15 protein-coding genes are annotated in these 19800 nt (G+C 69.7%); 14 read left to right on the plus strand and 1 reads right to left on the minus strand.

All coding sequences use genetic code 11. The features are described 5' to 3' along the window. The first annotated feature begins 133 nt into the window (after window positions 1-133). The 14 genes from CLV43_RS39860 to CLV43_RS39925 all read left to right on the plus strand — a co-directional run bounded on the left by CLV43_RS39860 (window position 134) and on the right by CLV43_RS39925 (window position 18574). Window positions 134-1093, plus strand: a complete 960-nt coding sequence (locus tag CLV43_RS39860; protein WP_170156221.1) for a helix-turn-helix domain-containing protein — start codon at window positions 134-136, stop codon at window positions 1091-1093. 161 nt (window positions 1094-1254) lie between these two features. Further along, window positions 1255-1815 carry an enoyl-CoA hydratase/isomerase family protein gene (locus CLV43_RS39865; RefSeq protein ID WP_170156222.1) on the plus strand — a complete coding sequence of 187 codons (561 nt, stop codon included), beginning with the start codon at window positions 1255-1257 and terminating at the stop codon, window positions 1813-1815. Window positions 1816-1839: 24 nt separating this feature from the next. After that, window positions 1840-2847 (plus strand): LacI family DNA-binding transcriptional regulator, encoded by a 1008-nt coding sequence (locus CLV43_RS39870; RefSeq protein WP_106194877.1) that lies wholly within the window; start codon window positions 1840-1842, stop codon window positions 2845-2847. A gap of 345 nt (window positions 2848-3192) precedes the next feature. Beyond that, window positions 3193-4557, plus strand: coding sequence for an ABC transporter substrate-binding protein (locus CLV43_RS39875; protein WP_106194717.1), 1365 nt, complete (start codon window positions 3193-3195; stop codon window positions 4555-4557). Further along, a complete protein-coding gene (locus CLV43_RS39880; protein WP_106194720.1) occupies window positions 4557-5507 on the plus strand; it encodes a carbohydrate ABC transporter permease in 951 nt (316 codons plus the stop codon). Before CLV43_RS39875 ends, CLV43_RS39880 begins: the two co-directional genes overlap by 1 nt. Beyond that, a complete protein-coding gene (locus tag CLV43_RS39885) occupies window positions 5504-6373 on the plus strand; it encodes a carbohydrate ABC transporter permease (RefSeq protein WP_106194723.1) in 870 nt (289 codons plus the stop codon). Before CLV43_RS39880 ends, CLV43_RS39885 begins: the two co-directional genes overlap by 4 nt. Window positions 6374-6398: 25 nt before the next feature. Continuing rightward, a complete protein-coding gene (locus CLV43_RS39890; protein ID WP_106194726.1) occupies window positions 6399-8027 on the plus strand; it encodes a glycoside hydrolase family 13 protein in 1629 nt (542 codons plus the stop codon). A 165-nt stretch (window positions 8028-8192) separates the two neighbouring features. Next, on the plus strand, window positions 8193-10418 hold the full coding sequence (locus CLV43_RS39895) for a discoidin domain-containing protein (RefSeq protein WP_106194729.1): 2226 nt from the start codon (window positions 8193-8195) through the stop codon (window positions 10416-10418). 14 nt (window positions 10419-10432) lie between these two features. Then, complete coding sequence (locus CLV43_RS39900; RefSeq protein ID WP_106194733.1) at window positions 10433-12748, plus strand: discoidin domain-containing protein; 2316 nt, start codon at window positions 10433-10435, stop codon at window positions 12746-12748. A gap of 824 nt (window positions 12749-13572) precedes the next feature. After that, window positions 13573-14334 carry a DeoR/GlpR family DNA-binding transcription regulator gene (locus CLV43_RS39905; protein WP_106194736.1) on the plus strand — a complete coding sequence of 254 codons (762 nt, stop codon included), beginning with the start codon at window positions 13573-13575 and terminating at the stop codon, window positions 14332-14334. Between the two features lie 104 nt (window positions 14335-14438). Next, entirely contained in the window at window positions 14439-15800 is a 1362-nt protein-coding gene (locus CLV43_RS39910; RefSeq protein WP_106194739.1) for an ABC transporter substrate-binding protein, read from the plus strand. Between the two features lie 13 nt (window positions 15801-15813). Then, window positions 15814-16776, plus strand: a complete 963-nt coding sequence (locus CLV43_RS39915; protein WP_106194742.1) for a carbohydrate ABC transporter permease — start codon at window positions 15814-15816, stop codon at window positions 16774-16776. Then, window positions 16776-17588: a carbohydrate ABC transporter permease gene (locus tag CLV43_RS39920; RefSeq protein ID WP_106194880.1), complete on the plus strand. Its 813-nt coding sequence runs from the start codon at window positions 16776-16778 to the stop codon at window positions 17586-17588. The genes CLV43_RS39915 and CLV43_RS39920 overlap by 1 nt, the downstream gene beginning before the upstream one ends. Beyond that, window positions 17585-18574, plus strand: a complete 990-nt coding sequence (locus CLV43_RS39925; RefSeq protein ID WP_106194744.1) for a zinc-dependent alcohol dehydrogenase family protein — start codon at window positions 17585-17587, stop codon at window positions 18572-18574. Before CLV43_RS39920 ends, CLV43_RS39925 begins: the two co-directional genes overlap by 4 nt. A 103-nt stretch (window positions 18575-18677) precedes the next feature. Here the strand turns inward: CLV43_RS39925 and CLV43_RS39930 are convergent, their stop codons facing one another. Then, window positions 18678-19655: a hypothetical protein gene (locus CLV43_RS39930; protein ID WP_106194746.1), complete on the minus strand. Its 978-nt coding sequence runs from the start codon at window positions 19653-19655 to the stop codon at window positions 18678-18680. Between the last annotated feature and the right edge of the window lie 145 nt (window positions 19656-19800).

The following is a 19800-nucleotide window of genomic DNA, read 5'->3' on the forward strand; positions in this document are numbered from 1 at the left end:
GTAGGCAGGGCCTTGCCGCCGGGCACAGGCCCAGGACGGGCAGGTTCGCGCCAGTGCCGTGTTCCCGCCACGGCCACTGCGCCGGACGGTCGCTCCGGTGCGACCGAATGGTCCAGTGGTGAACAATGCGTCGGTGTTCGAACACCTGGGCGTGACGCCGGAGCAGTCGAGGGTCTACGAGGTGCTGGTCCGGGTCGGCACCTGCACCGTCGACGAGATCGCCGCCGAGCTGCCGGACCTGGCCGCGGGTCCGGTCGTGGAGTCGTTGGCGGCACTGGGTCTGGTGCAGCGCCGCTCCGGCGACCCGGCGGTGTGGCAGGCCGTCGCGCCGGACCTGGCCGTGGAGATGCTCATCGCCGCGCGCGAGGACGGTCACCGGCGCGCGCGGGCCGAGGCGCTGCCGTTGATGGAGCTGTACCTGCGCGGCCGCGACGAGCAGCACCAGGACGACAGCGGGATGGTCGAGGTCGTCACCGGGGCGGGCGCGGTGCGCGACCTGTGGGTGACGCTGCTCGCGGGTGCCCGCACCGAGGTGTGCGTGCTGGACCAGCCGCCCTACGTCTCGCCGCCGGAGGACCACGTCGCCCTGGAGGTCGACACGCGCGCCCGGCAGGTCCAGTGGCGGGTCATCTACGACCGGTCCAGCGTCGAGCTGCCCGGCAGGCTGGCCGAGATCGTGCACCTGGTGGCGGCGGGGGAGCGGGCCAGGGTCACGCCGACGCTGCCGTTCAAGCTGGGGCTGGTCGACGCCCGCGTGGCCGTGCTGCCGATCGCGTCCGACGGCGTGGTGGACAAGGTGCTGCTGATCAGGCCGTCGGCGCTGCTCGACGTGCTGATCTCCACGTTCGACCTGTACTGGGACCGGGGGATCCCGTTCACACCGCGGTCGGTGGCGGGCGGCGCGGCCGACGAGGTCGCCGACCCGCAGCTGCTGGCGCTGCTCGCGGCCGGGCTGACCGACGAGAGCATCGCCCGGCAGCTGGGCCTGGCGCCGCGCACGGTGCAGCGCCGCGTCCGGCAGCTGATGGACCGCTCCGGCGCGCAGACCCGGTTCCAGGCGGGCGTGCAGGCGATGCGCCGCGGCTGGTTGTGATCACTCCGCGTAGTCACCCCGTGGGGCTCACCGACCCGGTCACGGTGCCCGGAGGGCGACCCCCCACCCTGCCTGACCTCCTGACATGACACGCCGCATGTCACTCGATGGTGGTCACCCGCATGACACACGGGTCCGCGTTCGGTCACGATGACGGCCTCATGCCCGTCACCCTGGAGTTCCTCGCCGGGGTCGCGCTGGTCCTCGTCGGATGCCCTCCGACGGGGATGGGCGACCCCGAGGCCGCCGCGCTGCGGTCGGCACTCGACGCCGCGTCGGACGCCGACGCCGTCGTCCTGCACGGCGGCGACGGCGCGTTCCTCCCCGGCGTCGAACTGACCCGGCTCGCGCGGACGACGGTGGCCGAGCTGCGGGCCCGCGCGGAGCTGTTCCGCCGGCTCTGCGAGGCGGTCGCGCTGCTGCCGGTCCCGGTGGTCGCGGCCATCGGCGGCCACGCCTTCGGCGGCGGGTGCGCGGTCGCGCTGGCGTGCGACGCGCGGGTGCTCGTAGCCGGTGGGAGCCTCGTGCGCGTGACGGCCGCCGACGTCGACCGGGCGGTGCTGACCGGCCGCCGGGTGGGCGCGGCGGAGGCGTTGCGGACCGGGTTGGTGGACCAGGTGGTGTCGCCTTGCGCGCTGCTTGCGTCGGCGCGCGACCTGGCGCTCAGCCACGCGGCAGACAAACCGCGCAAGCGTGTGCAAGAGTACGCAAGACTGCGTTAATCGCTGTCGTATACTTGCTGGATGGTGCAGCGACGGTTGGCGGAAGTGGCCGCGAAGGTCGGCGTGAGCGAGGCGACCGTGAGCCGCGTGCTCAACGGCAAGCCGGGTGTCTCCGACGCCACCCGTTCGGCCGTGCTCACGGCCCTCGACGTGCTCGGCTACGAGCGTCCGACCCAGCTGCGCGGCGAGCGCGCCCGGCTGGTCGGGCTGGTGCTCCCCGAGCTGCAGAACCCGATCTTCCCGGCGTTCGCCGACGTGGTCGGCAACGCGCTCGCCCAACGCGGCTTCACCCCCGTGCTGTGCACCCGCACGGCGGGCGGCGTGTCCGAGGCCGACTACCTGGAACTGCTGCTCGAGCAGCACGTCTCCGGTGTCGTGTTCGCGGGCGGCCAGTACGCCCAGGCCGACGCCCCGCACGAGCACTACCGCCAGATGACCCGCCGCAAGCTGCCCGCCGTCCTGGTCAACGCCGCCGTCGAGGACCTCGGTTTCCCGCGCGTCTCCTGCGACGACGCGGTCGCCGTCGAACAGGCCTTCGGCCACCTCGTGTCACTGGGCCACGAACGCATCGGCGCGGTCCTCGGCCCGCCCGACCACGTGCCCTCGCAGCGCAAGCTCGCGGCCCTGCGGGTCTGCGCCGAACGGGCGAACCTGGAGCTCTTGCACGACTTCGTCGAGCACACCATGTTCTCCCTCGAGGGCGGCCAGGCCGCCGCCACCCGCCTGCTGCAGCGCGGCGTCACCGGCATCGTCTGCGCCAGCGACCCGCTTGCGCTCGGTGCCGTGCGCGCGGTCCGCCGCCAGGGCAAGCGGATCCCGCAGGACGTGTCGGTCGTCGGCTACGACGACTCGGCGTTCATGAACTGCACCGAGCCCCCGCTCACGACGGTCCGCCAGCCCATCGAGGCGATGGGCAGGGCGGCGGTGGAGCTGCTGGCCAACCAGATCTCCGGCGCGCAGGTGCCCGACGAGGAACTGCTGTTCGAGCCGGAGCTCGTGGTGCGCGCCTCGACCGGTCCCGCGCCCCGGTAGCACCCCGCGGCGTCCGACCGCGAACACCGGGCTGACCGCTCCGGTCAGGTCGGACGCGAGCGCCGGGACGACGCCTGTGCGGGCGACTCCTCGTCGACCGGACCGCTGGCCCGCACCCAGTTCGCCACACCCCGAAGGGGCGAGTCGACCACGGCTCGCCCCTTCGGCGCGTCCGCACCACCGTGGCAAATGTCAGCATCTTGCGAAATATCGTAGACATCTTGCGGACTCCGGCTCGTCACGCTTATGGTGTGCGCCACACAAGCCGTCGCCGATCCGCCGCCGAGAGTCACCTCCGACTTCCGGTCAGATCCCGCGCACCCTCGTCGAGAAGGGTCCCCACCGATGAAGACATCAACGGTCCGCAGAGCCGCAGGCCTGTTGCTGGTCAGCAGCCTCGGCCTGGCCACCGTCGCGTGCTCGTCCGGCACGTCCGACAGCTCGTCCACCGGCGGGAAGGTGGCGTTGTCGATCAACGGCCAGCCGCCGCAGACCCAGGCGTTCGACCGGAAGATCTTCGACGAGGACGTCGCGGAGTTCGAGGCGGCGAACCCGGACATCGACCTCCAGCCGCACGAGGGGTTCATGGACCCCAAGACGTTCTCCGCGAAGCTCGCGGGCGGGCAGCTGGAGGACGTGTTCTACGCGTACTTCACCGACCCGGCGAACCTGATCGCGCGCCGCCAGGCGGCCGACATCACCGAGTACGTCAAGGACATGCCGCACTACGGGGACATCCAGCAGAACCTCAAGGACGTGTTCTCGGCCGACGGCAAGGTCTACGGCGTGCCGACGGCGAACTACTCGATGGGCCTGCTCTACAGCCGGGCGCTGTTCACCAAGGCCGGTCTGAACCCGGACTCCCCGCCGAAGACGTGGGACGAGGTCGCGGTGGCGGCCAAGAAGATCACCGACCTCGGCGGCGGGACGGTCGGCTTCGCGGAGTACAGCAAGAGCAACCAGGGCGGCTGGCACTTCACCACCTGGATGTACTCGCAGGGCGGGCAGATCGCGCGCAAGGACGGCGACAAGTGGGTCGCGGACTTCGACAACGACAAGGGCAAGGCCGTGCTGAACCACCTCAAGAAGATGAGGTGGGAGGACAACAGCATGGGCGAGAAGCAGCTCCTCGAGCTCGCCGACGTGCAGCAGATGATGGGCGCGGGCCAGCTCGGCATGTACCTGGCCGCGCCGGACAACGTGCCCACGCTGGTCAACCAGTTCAAGGGCAAGTACGAGGACTACGGCCTGGCGGGCATCCCGGACGGCAAGGGCACGCTGATCGGCGGCGAGGGCTACATGCTCAACCCGAAGGCCACGCCCGAGAAGATCAAGGCCGGTCTGAAGTGGGTGCAGTGGAAGTACCTGAACCCGGACCGCATCGAGAAGAACCTCCAGCGCTACAAGGCGGACGGCCAGCCCATCGGCCTGCCGGTCCCGCCCGTCGCCGACATCTGGACCGGCGCCACGCGGGACAAGCAGAACCAGCTGAAGGACGCCGGCGCGACCGTGCCGGTGGTGAACTTCAAGGCCTACGTGGACTCCTTCGAGAGCATCAAGGGCGCCATCGAGCCGCCGAACGCGCAGCAGGTCTACGCGATCCTCGACAACGTGATGCAGGCGGTGCTCACCAACAAGGACGCGGACGTCGACCAGCTGCTGTCCGACGCCGAGGCCAAGGTGAACCCGGTGCTGGCACAGGTGAAGTGATGTCCTCGTCCACGCTGCTCCGCCCTGCCGGAGCACCCGCCCCGGACGCCACCCGGCGTCCGGGGCGGGCCCCCGGACGGCTCCGCCGCCGGATCGTGGAGAACCTGACCGCGTACGGGTTCCTCTGCGCCGCGCTGCTCTGCTTCGCGCTGTTCTCCTGGTACCCCATCGTCCGCGGTGTCCTGCTGGCCTTCCAGCAGGTCAACTTCATCACCGACCCGGTGTGGGTCGGCTGGGACAACTTCGAGCTGCTGTTCGCCGACCCGCTGTTCTGGGACGCGTGGCGCAACACCCTGCTGTTCACCGGGCTCGCGCTGGTGTTCGGCTTCTTCGTCCCGTTCCTGATCGCGGTGCTGCTCAACGAGCTCCGGCACGCGAAGGGGTACTTCCGGCTGGTCGTGTACCTGCCGGTGATGCTCCCGCCGGTGGTCGCGGCGCTGCTGTGGAAGTGGTTCTACGACCCCGGTCCCGGCCTGTTCAACTCGCTGCTGCGCGCGGTCGGGATCGACGGGCCGCACTGGCTCGACGACAGCAGCACCTCGTTGCTGTCGCTGGTGCTGGTGGCCACGTGGTCGAACCTGGGCTCGGCGACGCTGATCTACCTGGCGGCGCTGCAGACCATCCCCGGCGAGCTGTACGAGGCGGCCGAGCTGGACGGCGCGAACGTGGTGCAGCGCATGCGGCACGTGACGATCCCGCAGACCCGGTTCGTGCTGCTGGTGCTGCTGCTGCTCCAGGTCGTGGCGACGATGCAGATCTTCACCGAGCCCTACATCATGACCGGCGGCGGGCCGGACGACTCGACCGTCACCGTGCTGCTGCTGCTCTACCGCTACGCCTTCGTCTACAACGACTTCGGCACGGCGAGCGCGCTCAGCACGCTGCTGCTCCTGGTCCTGTCGGTCTTCTCGTTCGCCTACCTGCGCGTGACCCGGAAGGCGGAGGCATGAGCGACCGAGCCGTCAGGACGCTGTTCTCCGGCAACCGCGAGGGGATCGGCTACAAGATCGCGTTCACGGTGACGTTCGTCGTGTTCACGGCGGCGTTCGTGCTCCCGTTCCTGTGGCTGGTGATGGGCGCGATGAAACCCGCGGTGGAGCTGGCGCAGGTGCCGCCGACGATCCTGCCGAGGACCTGGCACCCCGGCAACTACACCGAGGCCTGGCATCTGATGGACCTGGGGAAGTACTTCCTCAACACCGTCGTCGTCGTGGCGGGCGCGTGGGCGGTGCAGCTGCTGGTCGACGTGCCCGCGGCGTACGCGCTGTCCAAGCTGCGCCCGGTGCTGGGCAACGGGGTGCTGGCGCTGATGCTGGTCACGCTGATGCTGCCGCCGTCGACCCTGCTGGTCCCGATGTACCTGACCATCACGGACCTGCCGGTCCTCGGGGTCAACCTGGTCAACAACCCAGCCGCGATCTGGCTGCCCGCGGCGGCCAACGCGTTCAACATCTACCTCCTCAAGAGGTTCTTCGACCAGATCCCGACCGAGCTGCTCGACGCGGCGCGGATGGACGGGGCGGGAGCGGTGACCGTGCTGTGGCGGGTCGTGCTGCCGATGGCGCGCCCGATCCTGGCCGTGGTCTCGATCCTGTCGGTGGTGGCCGCCTGGAAGGACTTCATCTGGCCGCTGCTGGTGTTCTCCGACCCGGCGCTGCAGACGCTCAGCGTGGCGTTGCAGCGCTTCGCGCCCGACACCCCGATCAACCTGCTGCTGGCCGGGCTGGTGCTCGCCGCCCTGCCGATGATCGCCGTTTTCCTTGCGTTCCAACGGCACATCCTGGCCGGCCTCACAGCGGGAAGCGTCAAGGGCTGACCCATTCCACGAGAAGGGCATTGAAGTGGCCGAAGCGAAGACGACCACGACCACGCGTTGGTGGCGCGGGGCGGCGATCTACCAGGTGTACGTCCGGAGTTTCGCGGACGGCAACGGCGACGGGGTCGGTGACCTCCAGGGCCTGCTGCGCAAGCTGCCCTACATCGCCGAACTGGGCATCGACGCGATCTGGCTCAACCCGTGGTACCCGTCGCCGATGGCGGACGGCGGCTACGACGTGGCCGACTACCGGGCCATCGAGCCGCTGTTCGGCTCCCTGGTGGAGGCCGAGAAGCTGATCGACGAGGCGCACGCCCTCGGGATCAAGATCATCATCGACATCGTGCCCAACCACTGCTCCGACCAGCACCCCTGGTTCCTCCAGGCCATCGCCGAAGGTCCGGACAGCCCGGTGCGGGAGCTGTTCTGGTTCAAGCCGGGCAAGGGTGAGGACGGCTCCGAGCCGCCCAACGACTGGCAGTCCCGGTTCGGCGGCCCGGCGTGGACCCGCACCACGAACCCGGACGGCACCGCGGGCGACTGGTACCTGCACCTCTACAGCCCCGAGCAGCCGGACTTCAACTGGACCAACCGCAGGGTGCACGACGAGTTCGAGGACATCCTGCGGTTCTGGCTCGACCGCGGCGTCGACGGCTTCCGCATCGACGTCGCCGACGGCCTGGTGAAGGAGGACGGCCTGCCGGACCTCAACGGGGAGACCCCGGAGCCGCTGCCCTTCTCCGACCAGGACGGCGTCCACGAGATCTACCGGCACTGGCGGCGCGTCGCCGACGAGTACCCCGGCGAGCGGATCTTCGTCGGCGAGATGTGGCTGCCCGACCCCGAGCGCTTCGCCCGCTACCTGCGCGCGGACGAGCTGCACTCGGCGTTCAACTTCGACTTCCTCGGCTGCCCGTGGGAGGCCTCCGCGCTGCGCGGGGTCATCGACGACACCCTCGCCGCGCACGCCCCGGTCGGCGCCCCGCCCACCTGGGTGCTGTCCAACCACGACGTCACCCGGCACGTCACCCGCTACGGCCGCGCGGACACCTCGTTCGACTTCGGCGACCGCCAGCACCTGGCGCCGACCGACTTCGACCTGGGCACCCGGCGGGCCCGCGCGGCGGCGCTGCTGACCACGTCGCTGCCCGGCGGCGTGTACGTCTACCAGGGCGAGGAACTCGGCCTCTGGGAGGTGGAGAACCTCGCCGACGAGCTGCGCGAGGACCCGGTCTGGGTGCGGTCCGGCCACACCGACCGCGGTCGCGACGGCTGCCGCATCCCGATCCCGTGGGGCGGCGCCGAACCGCCGTTCCGGTTCGGCGACGGCACGGCGTGGCTGCCGCAGCCCGAGGAGTGGAGCGACTTCACCGCCGAGGTCGAGGCCGCCGACCCGGAGTCGATGCTCTCCCTCTACCGCAACGCACTCCGGCTGCGCCGCAGCGAGGAGGCGCTCGGCGACGGCGACCTCACGTGGCTGGACCTCGGTCCCGGCGTGCTCGCCTTCACCCGCTCACCGGGCTTCGCGTGCGTGGTCAACCTGTCGTCGGCGCCGATCCCCCTGCCGGAGCACGACAGCGTGCTGCTCACCAGCGCTCCCCTCGTCGACGGCGACCTGCCGTCCGACACCGCCGCCTGGCTCCGGCTGAGCTGATCCCGAGGAGGACAACGATGTCGTCGCGCCTGAGACCCGTGCACGGGTAAGCCGCAGCGCGCGCCCACCGGTGGTCGCCACGACCACCGGTGGGCCCGGCACCACCCGCCCGGCGTCCGGCCGGGTCTTGACCCCCTGCGCTCGTCCCCCTGCTTGGAGCCGTCGATGTCTCCTGTCCGCAGCACAGCCCTGCCCTTGGCGCTGGCGCTGGTCGCCGCGTCCGCGATCGGCGGGCTGGTCTACTCCGCCGCGCCCCGCGAGGCACCACCGCTGACCCTCACCGCGGGCGGCAACGGCGCGTCCGTGCCGTTCACCGAGTACGAGGCCGAGTCCGCGGCCACGAACGGCGCGAAGATCGGCCCCGACTACACCCAGGGCACGCTCCCGTCGGAGGCCTCCGGTCGCCAGGCGGTCACCCTGTCCGGTCAGGGCAAGTACGTCGAGTTCACCCTCACCAAGCCCGCCAACTCGATCGTCCTGCGCTACAGCGTCCCCGACGGCAGCCAGGGCACGGTCTCCGTCCAGGTCAACGGCACCAAGGTGCGCGACCTCGCGGTGACCTCGAAGTACAGCTGGCTGACCGCCCCGTGGATCGCGGGCGCCAAGGAGCACCACTTCTACGACGAGTCGCGGGCGCTGCTCGGCCGGGACGCGGTCGCGGGCGACCGGGTGCGCGTCCAGCTCGACGCGGGCAACGTCACCACCGCCACCGTCGACCTCGCCGACTTCGAGCAGGTCGCCGGTGCCGCGGGCCAGCCCGCTAACTCGTTGTCCGTCACCGCTTACGGCGCCACGCCCAACGACGGCGGCGACGACGCGAACGCGTTCGTCAACGCCATCAACGCGGCCAAGTCGCAGGGCCGCGAGGTGTGGGTGCCGCCGGGCACGTTCGACATCGGCCGAGGCCTGGCGATCGACCAGGTCACCATCCGCGGCGCGGGCGCGTGGCACTCGGTGCTGCACAGCAACAACCCGTTCCTCAACAACGGCCAGGTGCAGGGGAGCATCAAGCTCTACGACTTCGCCGTCATGGGCGAGGTCACCCAGCGCGTGGACAACAACCCGGACAACGCCTACCACGGCCCGCTGGGCAGCGGCTCGGTCATCTCCGGCCTGTGGATGCAGCACCTCAAGTGCGGCATCTGGACGATGAACGGCACCACGAACGGCGCGGTGATCGAGAACAACCGCTTCCTCGACCTCGCCGCCGACGGCCTCAACTTCAACGGCCGGGTGACCGACTCGGTGGTGCGCAACAACTTCCTGCGCAACACCGGCGACGACTCGCTGGCCATGTGGTCGCTGGGCGCGGACGTGCGGGACTCGTTCACCGACAACACGATCGTCCAGCCCAACCTGGCCAACGGCATCGCGATCTACGGCGGCACCGACATCTCGGTGCGCGGCAACCTGATCCGCGACACCAACGCGCTGGGCGGCGGCATCGCCATCTCCAACCAGGCGTTCGTCTACGACGGCTCGTTCTCGCCGCTGGCGGGCACCACGACGGTCGCGCAGAACACCATGGTCCGCACCGGGGCGATCAACCCCAACTGGGGCCACCCGATGAGCGCGATCCGGTTCGACTCCTACGACTTCCCGATCACCTCGCCGGTCAGCGTGACCGACAACCGGTTCGTCGACAGCCCGTACAGCGCGCTCCAGTTCGTGTCCGGCGGCGGCACCGGCAAACCGATCACCGGTGTCACCGTCGACGGCGCGTCCGTCGAGGGCGTCGGCACGGTGGTGCTCCAGGTGGAGGCGCCGGGGTCGGGCCGGTTCTCCAACGTCGTGGCCTCGCGCGTGGGCACCCGCGGCTTCTACAACTGCGTCTACCCGTCGAGCGCGGGCACGTTCGCGATCACCCGCGGCAGCGGCAACTCCGGCTGGGACAGCCAGTGGACCGACTGCGGCAGCTGGCCCCCGCGCAACGCGGGCGACACGACGACCCCGCCGACCACCACACCGCCGCAGACCGGCAACGTCGCGCGCGGCAGGCCTGCCGGTGCCAGCAGCCAGATCGGCGAGTACCCGTCGTCCAACACCACCGACGGCAACGCCTCCTCCTACTGGGAGAGCGCCAACAACTCGTTCCCGCAGACGCTCACCGTCGACCTCGGCGCGTCGACCTCCGTGCGGCGGCTGGTGCTGAAGCTGCCGCCCGCCACGGCGTGGGGCGCGCGCACCCAGACGTTCAGCGTGCTCTCCAGCGGTGACGGCGGGAGCTTCACCCAGGTGCTCGCGTCCGCCGGCTACCGGTTCGACCCGGCCACCGGCAACCAGGTGACCGTCGCCGTCACCGCGAACCAGCGCTACCTGCGGCTGAGCTTCACCGGGAACACGGGCTGGCCCGCCGGGCAGCTCTCCGAGCTCGAGGCCTACACCTCCTAGGAAGGGCCCGTCCCATGCGAACCGAGTCACCCCTGCGCAGGCCGCTCGCGCTCAGCGCGGCCGCGCTGTCCGCGGCGGTGGTGACGGCGCTGGTCGTCGTCGCCTCGCCCGAGTCCGCCTCCGGCCAGGTCGCCGCGGCGGCCGCGTACACCTCCCCGTTCGACATCGCGGGCCGGGGCGCCACCGTCCCGTTCACCGAGCAGGAGGCCGAGTCCGCCGCCACCAACGGCACGAAGATCGGCCCCGGCCGCAGGCAGAGCACCCTGGAGGGCGAGGCGTCCGGTCGCCAGGCGGTCACGTTGTCCGGTCAGGGCAAGTACGTCGAGTTCACCCTCACCAAGCCCGCCAACTCGATCGACATCCGCTACAGCGTCCCGGACGGCAACGGGGGAGCGGGCATCACCGCGCCGCTGTCGCTGTACCTGGAGGGTGCCAAGGCGAGCAGCCTCACGCTCACCTCCAAGTACTCCTGGCGCTACGGCAGCTACCCGTACGCGAACGACCCCGGCCAGGGCAAGCCGCACCACATGTACGACTCGACCAGGGCCCTGTTCGGCCGCACCCTGGCCGCGGGCGCCAAGGTGCGGCTCCAGGTCGACAGCGGCGACAACGCGCCGTCGTACACGATCGACCTCGCCGACTTCGAACTGGTCGCCCAGCCCGCGACCAGGCCCGCCAACTCCGTGTCGGTGACCGAGCACGGCGCCGTGGCGGGCGACTCCGGTGACGACAGCGACGCGTTCGTCGCCGCCGTGGCCGCCGCGAAGGCCGCGGGCAAGGAGGTCTGGATCCCGGCCGGGACCTTCACGGTCACCCGGCACATCACCGTCGACCAGGTGACTGTGCGCGGTGCGGGCCACTGGCACAGCGTCGTGCGCGGCAACCGCGTCGGCTTCTACGGCCTCGGCGAGCCCTCCAGCTGCGGTGTCGGCGGCAACAGCGGCCGCAGCGGCAAGGTGGAGCTGCGCGACTTCGCCATCATCGGCGAGGTCACCACCCGCGAGGACTGCGACCAGGTCAACGCCATCGGCGGCGCGCTGGGCGGCGGCTCGGTCGTGTCCGGCATGCTCCTGCAGCACACCAAGGTCGGCCTCTGGCTCGACGGGCCGTTCGACGGGCTCACGGTCAGCGGCAACAAGGTGGTCGACCAGCTCGCCGACGGCATGAACCTGCACCAGGGCATCAGCGGCGTGCTGATCGAGAACAACCTGTTCCGCAACATCAGCGACGACGGCATCGCGTTGTGGTCCGAGCACGACGCCGACCACCACAACACGATCCGGCACAACACCGTCGTCGTGCCCATGAAGGCCAACGGCATCGCGATCTACGGCGGCCACGACAACACCGCCACCGACAACGTCGTCGCCGACACCCAGGACCAGGGCGGCGGCATCCACGTCGGCAACCGCTTCCAGTCCGTGCCGCTGGCGGGCACCACCACCCTGTCCCGCAACACCACCCTGCGCGCCGGCGTGCTCGACTCCAACTGGCAGTTCGGCGTCGGGGCCCTGTGGTTCGACGCCCGCGACGGGGCGATGTCGGGGCGGATCGACGTGACGGACACCGACCTGGTCGACTCCAACTACGAGGCGATCCAGTTCATCAACGGCACCATCACCAACGTGTTCTTCAGCGGCGTGCGCATCATCGGCGCGGGCACCTTCGCCCTCCAGCTCCAGTCACCGGGCGCCGCGTCGTTCACCAACGTCACCGCCACCGGGCTGGGCAACGCGGGCACGTACAACTGCATGGGCGGCACCTCGTTCGCCATCACCCGCGGCACCGGCAACACCGGCTGGGACAACACCTACTGCGGCTCCTGGCCCGACCCCGTCCACACCGACCCGACCACCCCACCCACCACTACGACGACCACAACGACCACCACCACCCCACCTCCCGACCCCACCGGCAACGCGGCCCGCGGCAAACCCACCACCGCCACCAGCCAAACCGGCGGCTTCCCCACGTCCAACACCACCGACGGCAACCAGAGCTCCTACTGGGAGAGCACCAACGGCTCCTTCCCCCAATCCCTCACCGTCGACCTCGGCTCACCCCTTCAGATCAGCCGAGTCACCCTCAAACTTCCCCCCGCCACCGCCTGGACCACCCGCGCCCAAACCCTCACCATCCAATCCAGCACCAACGGCTCCACCTACCAAACCCTCGCCCCCTCCACCGACTACCGCTTCGACCCGACCACCGGCAACACCGCCACCACCACCTTCACCCCAACCCAAGCCAGGTACGTCCGCCTGACCATCACCGCCAACACCGGCTGGCCCGCAGCCCAGATCAGCGAGTTCGAGGTCTACAACAGCTAGCCAGCCACCCACACCCACCAACGACGCTGGAACCAACACACAAGCCGCCCAGCAACGCTGGAAGCGAGCGCCCCGCCCAGCGACGCTGGAAGCAGCCGACAAGCGGCCCACGACGCTGGAAGCGAGCATGCTCGTCCGCTCGTGCGGTCGGCTTGACTTGGGGTTTTTGGGCTTAGACTTGCGGCGGCGGGCAGGCTCTACCACCTGCCCTTTTTCGCCCGACGAAGCCCAAAAAAGGGGCCCCAAGTCAAGCCGACCGCACCTGGGTCCGCTGTAGCGACACCCCCGGAGACCGCGGCACCGACACCGGGCGACACACCCCGCCCCACCCACACCGGGCGACCCACGACGACGACCACACCCGGCAACCCACACACACACACCAACACCAAGCCCCGGGCCCCCGAGCCTCGACCTCCTCGGGGGCCCGGCCCATGCCCACCCCACAACCCAAAAACCACCCCTTTAAACAACCCCCCTAACGCTGACCCCACAACCGTGACCGTTCGGTCATTGGTTCGTTACCCTCCCCCCACCACCCCATCCCCCCTCACCCGCCCTGCCCAGGCCCTATCCAGCATCCGACCCCCACCCCCGTACCCCCATCAGCACCATCCCTCCCCCAGGGATTCGGGCATGCTTTCCGTACCGAACGGGCAAAGATTTGGTAATAGGGGTCGAAATAGGGGTGTTTCGGCTGGCCAAACGGGCCGGAATCGGGCATCTTCACACGTGCTGTGTCGCTGGCCACACTGTTTCACCGGTGTTAAACCTATGGGCAGCCCGAACGGGCATCATCAGTCCGAGCGGGCAGGAGGATGTGCATGCAGGCAGAAGAGCGTCAGCGCCGCATTCTCGCCCGTGCTCGGGCCGACGGACGGGTCGACGTCGTCGACATCGCCGCCGAGCTCGGCGTGGCGCCGGAGACGGTCCGCAGGGACCTGAGGCTCCTCGACGACCACGGTCTGGTCCGCCGGACGCACGGTGGCGCCTTCCCCGTGGAGAGCGCGGGGTTCGAGACGGGACTCGCGTTCCGGTCGGCTTCGATGGTGCCGGAGAAGAGGCGCATAGCCAAGGCGGCGGCGGACAGGCTCGCCGACGCCGAGACGGTGTTCGTGGACGAGGGTTTCACCCCGCAGCTGGTGGCGGAGTCCCTTCCCACGACGCATCCGTTGACAGTCGTCACGGCGTCGCTGCCCACGGCGGCGGCGTTGTCCGGGACGCCCTCGGTCACGGTTCTCCTGCTGGGCGGTCGCGTTCGCGGCCGCACACTGGCCACTGTGGACCACTGGGCGATCCGGATGCTCAGCGAGATGGTGATCGACCTGGCCTACATCGGGTCGAACGGCATCTCCCGCGAGCACGGTCTGACCACACCGGACCCCGTTGTCGGTGCGGTCAAGGCACAAGCGGTGCAGGTATCGCGGCGGAAGATCTTCGTCGGTGTCCACACCAAGTTCGGCGTGGCGAGCTTCAACCGGTTCGCCGCGATCTCGGATCTCGAAGCGATCATCACGGATTCCGGGCTACCCGCGGCCGAGGGACACCGCTACGCCGCGCTGGGTCCGAAAGTTGTCAGAACCTGATCACAGTTCCCCCGAGTGGTGCACCACGATCTCCACGACGTGGTGACCTGGCTGCTCGACGCCCTCATCCAGGGCAAGAATCGGTTAGATGGGAAGGAAAGACGATGACGTCATTCAGTTCTCGCCGCGTCGCCCAAGTGGCGGCAGCCGCGCTGGTGGCAGTCGGGGTCACGGCGTGCAGTGGCGCCGGTGGGGGTGGTTCCACAGCGGACGGTTCGTCCATCAACGTGCTGATGGTCAACAACCCGCAGATGCAGGACCTCCAGAAGCTCACGGCCGACAACTTCACCAAGCAGAGCGGCATCAAGGTGAACTTCACCGTGCTGCCCGAGAACGACGTCCGCGACAAGATCAGCCAGGACTTCTCCAGCCAGGCCGGTCAGTACGACGTCGCGACGATCAGCAACTACGAGACGCCCATCTACGCCAAGAACAACTGGCTCACGCCGCTGGACGACTTCATCGCGAAGGACAGCGCGTTCGACCAGAACGACGTGCTGGAGCCGATCCGGCAGGCGCTCACCGCGGCGGACGGCAAGGTCTACGCCGAGCCGTTCTACGGCGAGTCGTCCTTCCTGATGTACCGCAAGGACGTCTTCGACGCCAAGAACCTCACGATGCCGGAGAAGCCGACCTGGCAGCAGGTCGCCGACCTCGCGGCCCAGGTGGACGGTGCCGAGCCGGGCATGAAGGGCATCTGCCTGCGCGGCCAGCCGGGCTGGGGCCAGGTCATGGCGCCGCTGACCACCGTGGTCAACACCTTCGGCGGCACCTGGTTCACCAAGGACTGGCAGGCGCAGGTCAACGCGCCGGAGTTCAAGGAGGCCACCAAGTTCTACGTGGACCTGGTCCGCGCGCACGGTGAGGCCGGTGCCCCGCAGGCCGGGTTCGCCGAGTGCCTGAACAACATGACGCAGGGCAAGGTCGCGATGTGGTACGACGCGACCGTCGCCGCGGGTCTCCTGGAGGCCAACGACTCCCCGGTCAAGGGCAAGCTCGCCTTCGCGCAGGCCCCCGTCGTGAAGACCGAGTCCTCGCAGTGGCTGTTCAGCTGGGCGTTCGGCATCCAGAAGGCCAGCAAGAAGCAGGACGCGGCCTGGAAGTTCATGTCCTGGGCGTCCGGCAAGGACTACGAGAAGCTGGTCGGCTCGTCCCTCGGCTGGTCCAAGGTCCCGGACGGCAAGCGCTCGTCCACCTACCAGAACCCGGACTACCTGGCGGCGGGCAGCTCGTTCGCGAAGCAGGCAGAGGCGGCCATCAAGGGCGCCAAGCCGAACGACCCCGGTGTGCAGCCCAGGCCCGCGAGCGGCATCCAGTTCGTCGGCATCCCCGAGTTCACCGACCTCGGAACCCAGGTGTCGCAGCAGATCAGCTCCGCCATCGCCGGTTCGACGTCCGTCGACGACGCCCTGACCGCGGGACAGGCACTCGCGGAGAAGGTCGCCGAGAAGTACCGCGCCAAGTAGCAGGGAGCCCTCGATGAGCCTCGACACGGCCCCACCACCAGCACGGCAGCAGCGGCGGGCGACCCCGCCCGCTCCGAAGGGTCCCAGCGCGGCAGCGCGCTGGGCCCGTCGGGCCCCCCTCCTCCCAGCGCTGATCTTCACCATCATCGTGACCCAGCTGCCCTTCGTGGCGACGCTGATCATCTCGGTGCTGCGCTGGAACTCGCTCGACCCCGACAACCGCGGTTTCGCCGGGTTCGACAACTACGCGGCGGTGTTCACCGACGCGAACCTCAGATCGTCGATCGTCACGACGGTCATCCTCACCGTCGTGGTCGTGGTGGTCTGCCTGGTCCTCGGTCTGGGTCTGGCCCTGTTGCTGGACCAGAAGTTCCGGGGTCGCGGACTCGTCCGCACGATGCTCATCGCACCGTTCCTGGTCGTTCCGGTGGCCGCCGCGCTGTTGTGGAAGCACGCCCTCTACAACCCCGAGTACGGCCTGTTCAACGGCGCGATCACCTGGCTGTGGAGCCTGTTCGGGGCCGACCGCCCACCCCAGCCGGAGTGGATCAGCGACATGCCGCTGGTCGCCGTCGAGGCGGCGCTGGTGTGGCAGTGGACCCCGTTCATGATGCTGATCCTGCTGGCGGGTCTGCAGAGCAGGCCGATGGACGTGGTCGAGGCCGCGCGCATCGACGGTGCGACGCCGTGGCAGATCTTCCGGTACCTGACGTTCCCGCACCTGCGCCAGTACCTGGAGCTCGGCGGTCTGCTCGGGTCGATCTACATCGTGCAGAACTTCGACGCGGTCTTCACCATCACCTCGGGTGGTCTGGGCACGGCGAACCTGCCGTACACGATCTACCAGACCTTCTACCAGGCGCACGACTACGGACAGGCGTCCGCGGCGGGTGTCGTGGTGGTCATCGGGTCGCTCATCATCGCGAACTTCGCGTTGCGAGTGGTGTCGTCCCTGCTGAAGGACGAGGTGAAGTGATGCGCAGGCTGGTAGGCGTGGTCGCCTGGTTCTCGGCGATCCTGTTCTTCGCGCCGGTGGCGTGGATGGTGCTGACCTCGCTGCACAGCGAGCCGGACGCCGCCACGAACCCGCCGTCGCTGGGCGCGGGGCTGACCCTGCAGGGGTACGAGGAGTTCTTCGGCGCGTCCACGGGCCAGTCCCCGTGGCCGCCGTTGATCAACTCGTTCAGCGCCAGCATCGGCTCGACGATCATCGTGCTGCTGCTGGCGATCCCGGCGGCGTACGCCCTCTCCATCAAGAAGGTGGAGAAGTGGACGGACGTCATGTTCTTCTTCCTCTCCACCAAGATGCTGCCGGTCGTCGCGGGCCTGCTGCCGATCTACCTGGTCGCGCAGTTCACCGGGATGCTCGACAACATCTCGTTCCTGGTGATCCTGTACACCTCGATGAACCTGCCCATCGCCGTGTGGCTGATGCGCTCGTTCCTCGCCGAGGTGCCACCGGAGATCCTGGAGGCGGCGTCGATCGACGGAGCCGGTCTCATCACGACGCTGCGCCGGGTGGTGGCACCGATCGCCATGCCGGGCATCGCGGCGACCGCGTTGATCTGCTTCATCTTCAGCTGGAACGAGCTGCTGTTCGCCAGGGTGCTCACCGGCGTCGTCGCGGGCACCGCCCCGGTGTTCCTCACGGGCTTCGTCACCAGCCAGGGCCTGTTCCTGGCCAAGGTGTGCGCCGCGGCCACGGTGGTGTCCCTCCCGGTGCTCATCGCCGGGTTCGCCGCCCAGGACAAGCTGGTCCAGGGCTTGTCGCTAGGAGCTGTCAAGTGAAGGCCGTCGTGATCACCGGCATCGGTCAGCTCGAGGTGACCGAGGTCCCCGACCCCAAGGCGGGGCCGCGCGAGGTGGTCGTCGACGTGGCGGCGTGCGGGCTGTGCGGAACGGACCTGCACATCCTGCAGGGCGAGTTCGCGCCGACCCTCCCGGTGATCCCCGGTCACGAGTTCGCCGGTGTGGTCGTGGAGATCGGCAAGGACGTCACCGAGGTGGCGGTCGGCGACCGGGTGGCCGTCGACCCGTCGCTGTACTGCCACGAGTGCCGGATGTGCAGGCTGGGCCGCAACAACCTGTGCGAGCGGTGGAACGCGATCGGCGTGTCCGTCTCCGGTGGAGCCGCGGAGTTCGCGGTGGCACCGGTGGCGAACTGCGTGAAGCTGCCCGACCACGTGCGGACCGAGGACGCGGCGCTGATCGAGCCGCTCTCCTGCGCGGTGCGGGGGTACGACATCCTCCGCTCGCAGCTGGCGAGCCGGGTGCTCATCTACGGCTCGGGCACCATGGGCCTGATGATGCTGCAGCTGGGCAAGCTCACCGGTGCGGCGAGCATCGAGGTGGTCGACATCAACACCGACCGCCTCGCGACGGCGAAGCAGCTGGGCGTCTCGGCCACGGCCACGACGGCGGACGAGCTGGACCGCCCCAAGGGCTGGGACGTCGTGATCGACGCCACCGGCAACGAGCGGGCGATCCAGGACGGCCTCGGCCGGGTCGCGAAGGGCGGCACGTTCCTGCAGTTCGGCGTGTCGGACTACGCGGCGCGGGCGACGATCGAGCCGTACAAGATCTACAACCAGGAGATCACGATCACCGGCTCGATGGCGGTGCTGCACTCGTTCGAACGGGCGGCGGACCTCTTCGCCACCGGTGTGCTGGACCCGAACGTCTTCATCAGCGACCGGCTCCCGCTCGGCGACTACGCGGCGGCCATCGAGCAGTTCAAGGCGGGTGAGGGCAGGAAGATCCAGGTCCTGCCCTGACCTCGGCGGGAGGGGAGTGCCATCCCCTCCGACCGCACCGCGGGAGCCCGTCGACCACTCCGGTCGGCGGGCTCCCGTTCGCGTTGGGGGACAGGGGAAGCGGTCAGGCGGCGTGCTTGCCGCGCTTGCGCTGCCCTCGCATGCTGAACACCACGACACCGCCCGCGGTGAACAGGCAGAGCCCGAACAGCAGGGGCATCGCCACCGAGGCTCCGGTGGTCGGCAGGTTCCGGTCGTCCGCGAGGACCGAGACGTCGCTGCGGGTCGTCGGCGTCGACGTGGGGAACGACGGCGTGCTGCTGGTGGTCGACGTGTCGGAGGTCGTGCCCGCCGGCGTCGTCGTGGAGGTCGACGAGGAACTGCTCGGCGGCGCCTCCGACCCGGTGGACGTCCGCTCGGTCCCCAGCTCCGGCGGTCCGACCAGGCTGACCAGCGGCGGCACCAGGGCGAACGACGTGCTGGTGCGGGCGGTGGTGGTCGTGGTCTCCGCCGCTCCGCTCCCGGCGGGCGGCTCGACGACCACCGGCGGTGCGCTCGTCGTGGTCGTGGTCGTCGTCGTCGAGCTGGACGTCACGACCGGCGGCGGTGGCGGCGGGGGAGTGGTGGTGGTCGTCCGGGTGGTGGTCGTGGTGGTCGACGGGGCGGCCCACGGGAAGCCGAACGACGTCTGCCTGGCCTGAGCGGCCTGCGCGCACGGCGCCTGCTGGACCGTCCGCTCGAACGAGAACCCCTTGTCGCCGGTCCGGTCGTCACCCGCCCGCACGACCACGCGGTACTGGTGCGCCGCGGTGCCCGATCTGCTCCACGCGTTGCGGTAGGACGCCCCGAACGTCCGGTTCTCCAGGGTGTCCGAGCCGTCGGCGACGGCGATCGTGTTCGTCACCCGCGAGTCGTAGTCGCGGACCTCCACGACCAGCACGGCCCGGCCGTCCACGCAGCTCGTCTTCACCGTGGGCGTGTGCGCGTCCGCCGGGTCGACGAACCCGAACCAGACGACGGCGGTCGTGCCGATCAGCGCGAAGGCGCCGAGCGCGCGCCGGGCCACCCGGATGGCCGCGTCGTCCGACCGTGCATGCCGCATGGTGACACTCCTGTCGTGGTCCGTACGGCGGGCATCGCGGACCGCCACTTCTCTGTACGGAGCCACCCCTATGCCTGTTCACGCCAATTGATAGGCCGATCAGGTGAAGGTTGGTCACTGTCCGAAGTGCATCACGGCAGGCCAG

This window comes from Umezawaea tangerina (assembly GCF_003002815.1).
Taxonomy (GTDB): Bacteria; Actinomycetota; Actinomycetes; order Mycobacteriales; family Pseudonocardiaceae; genus Umezawaea; species Umezawaea tangerina.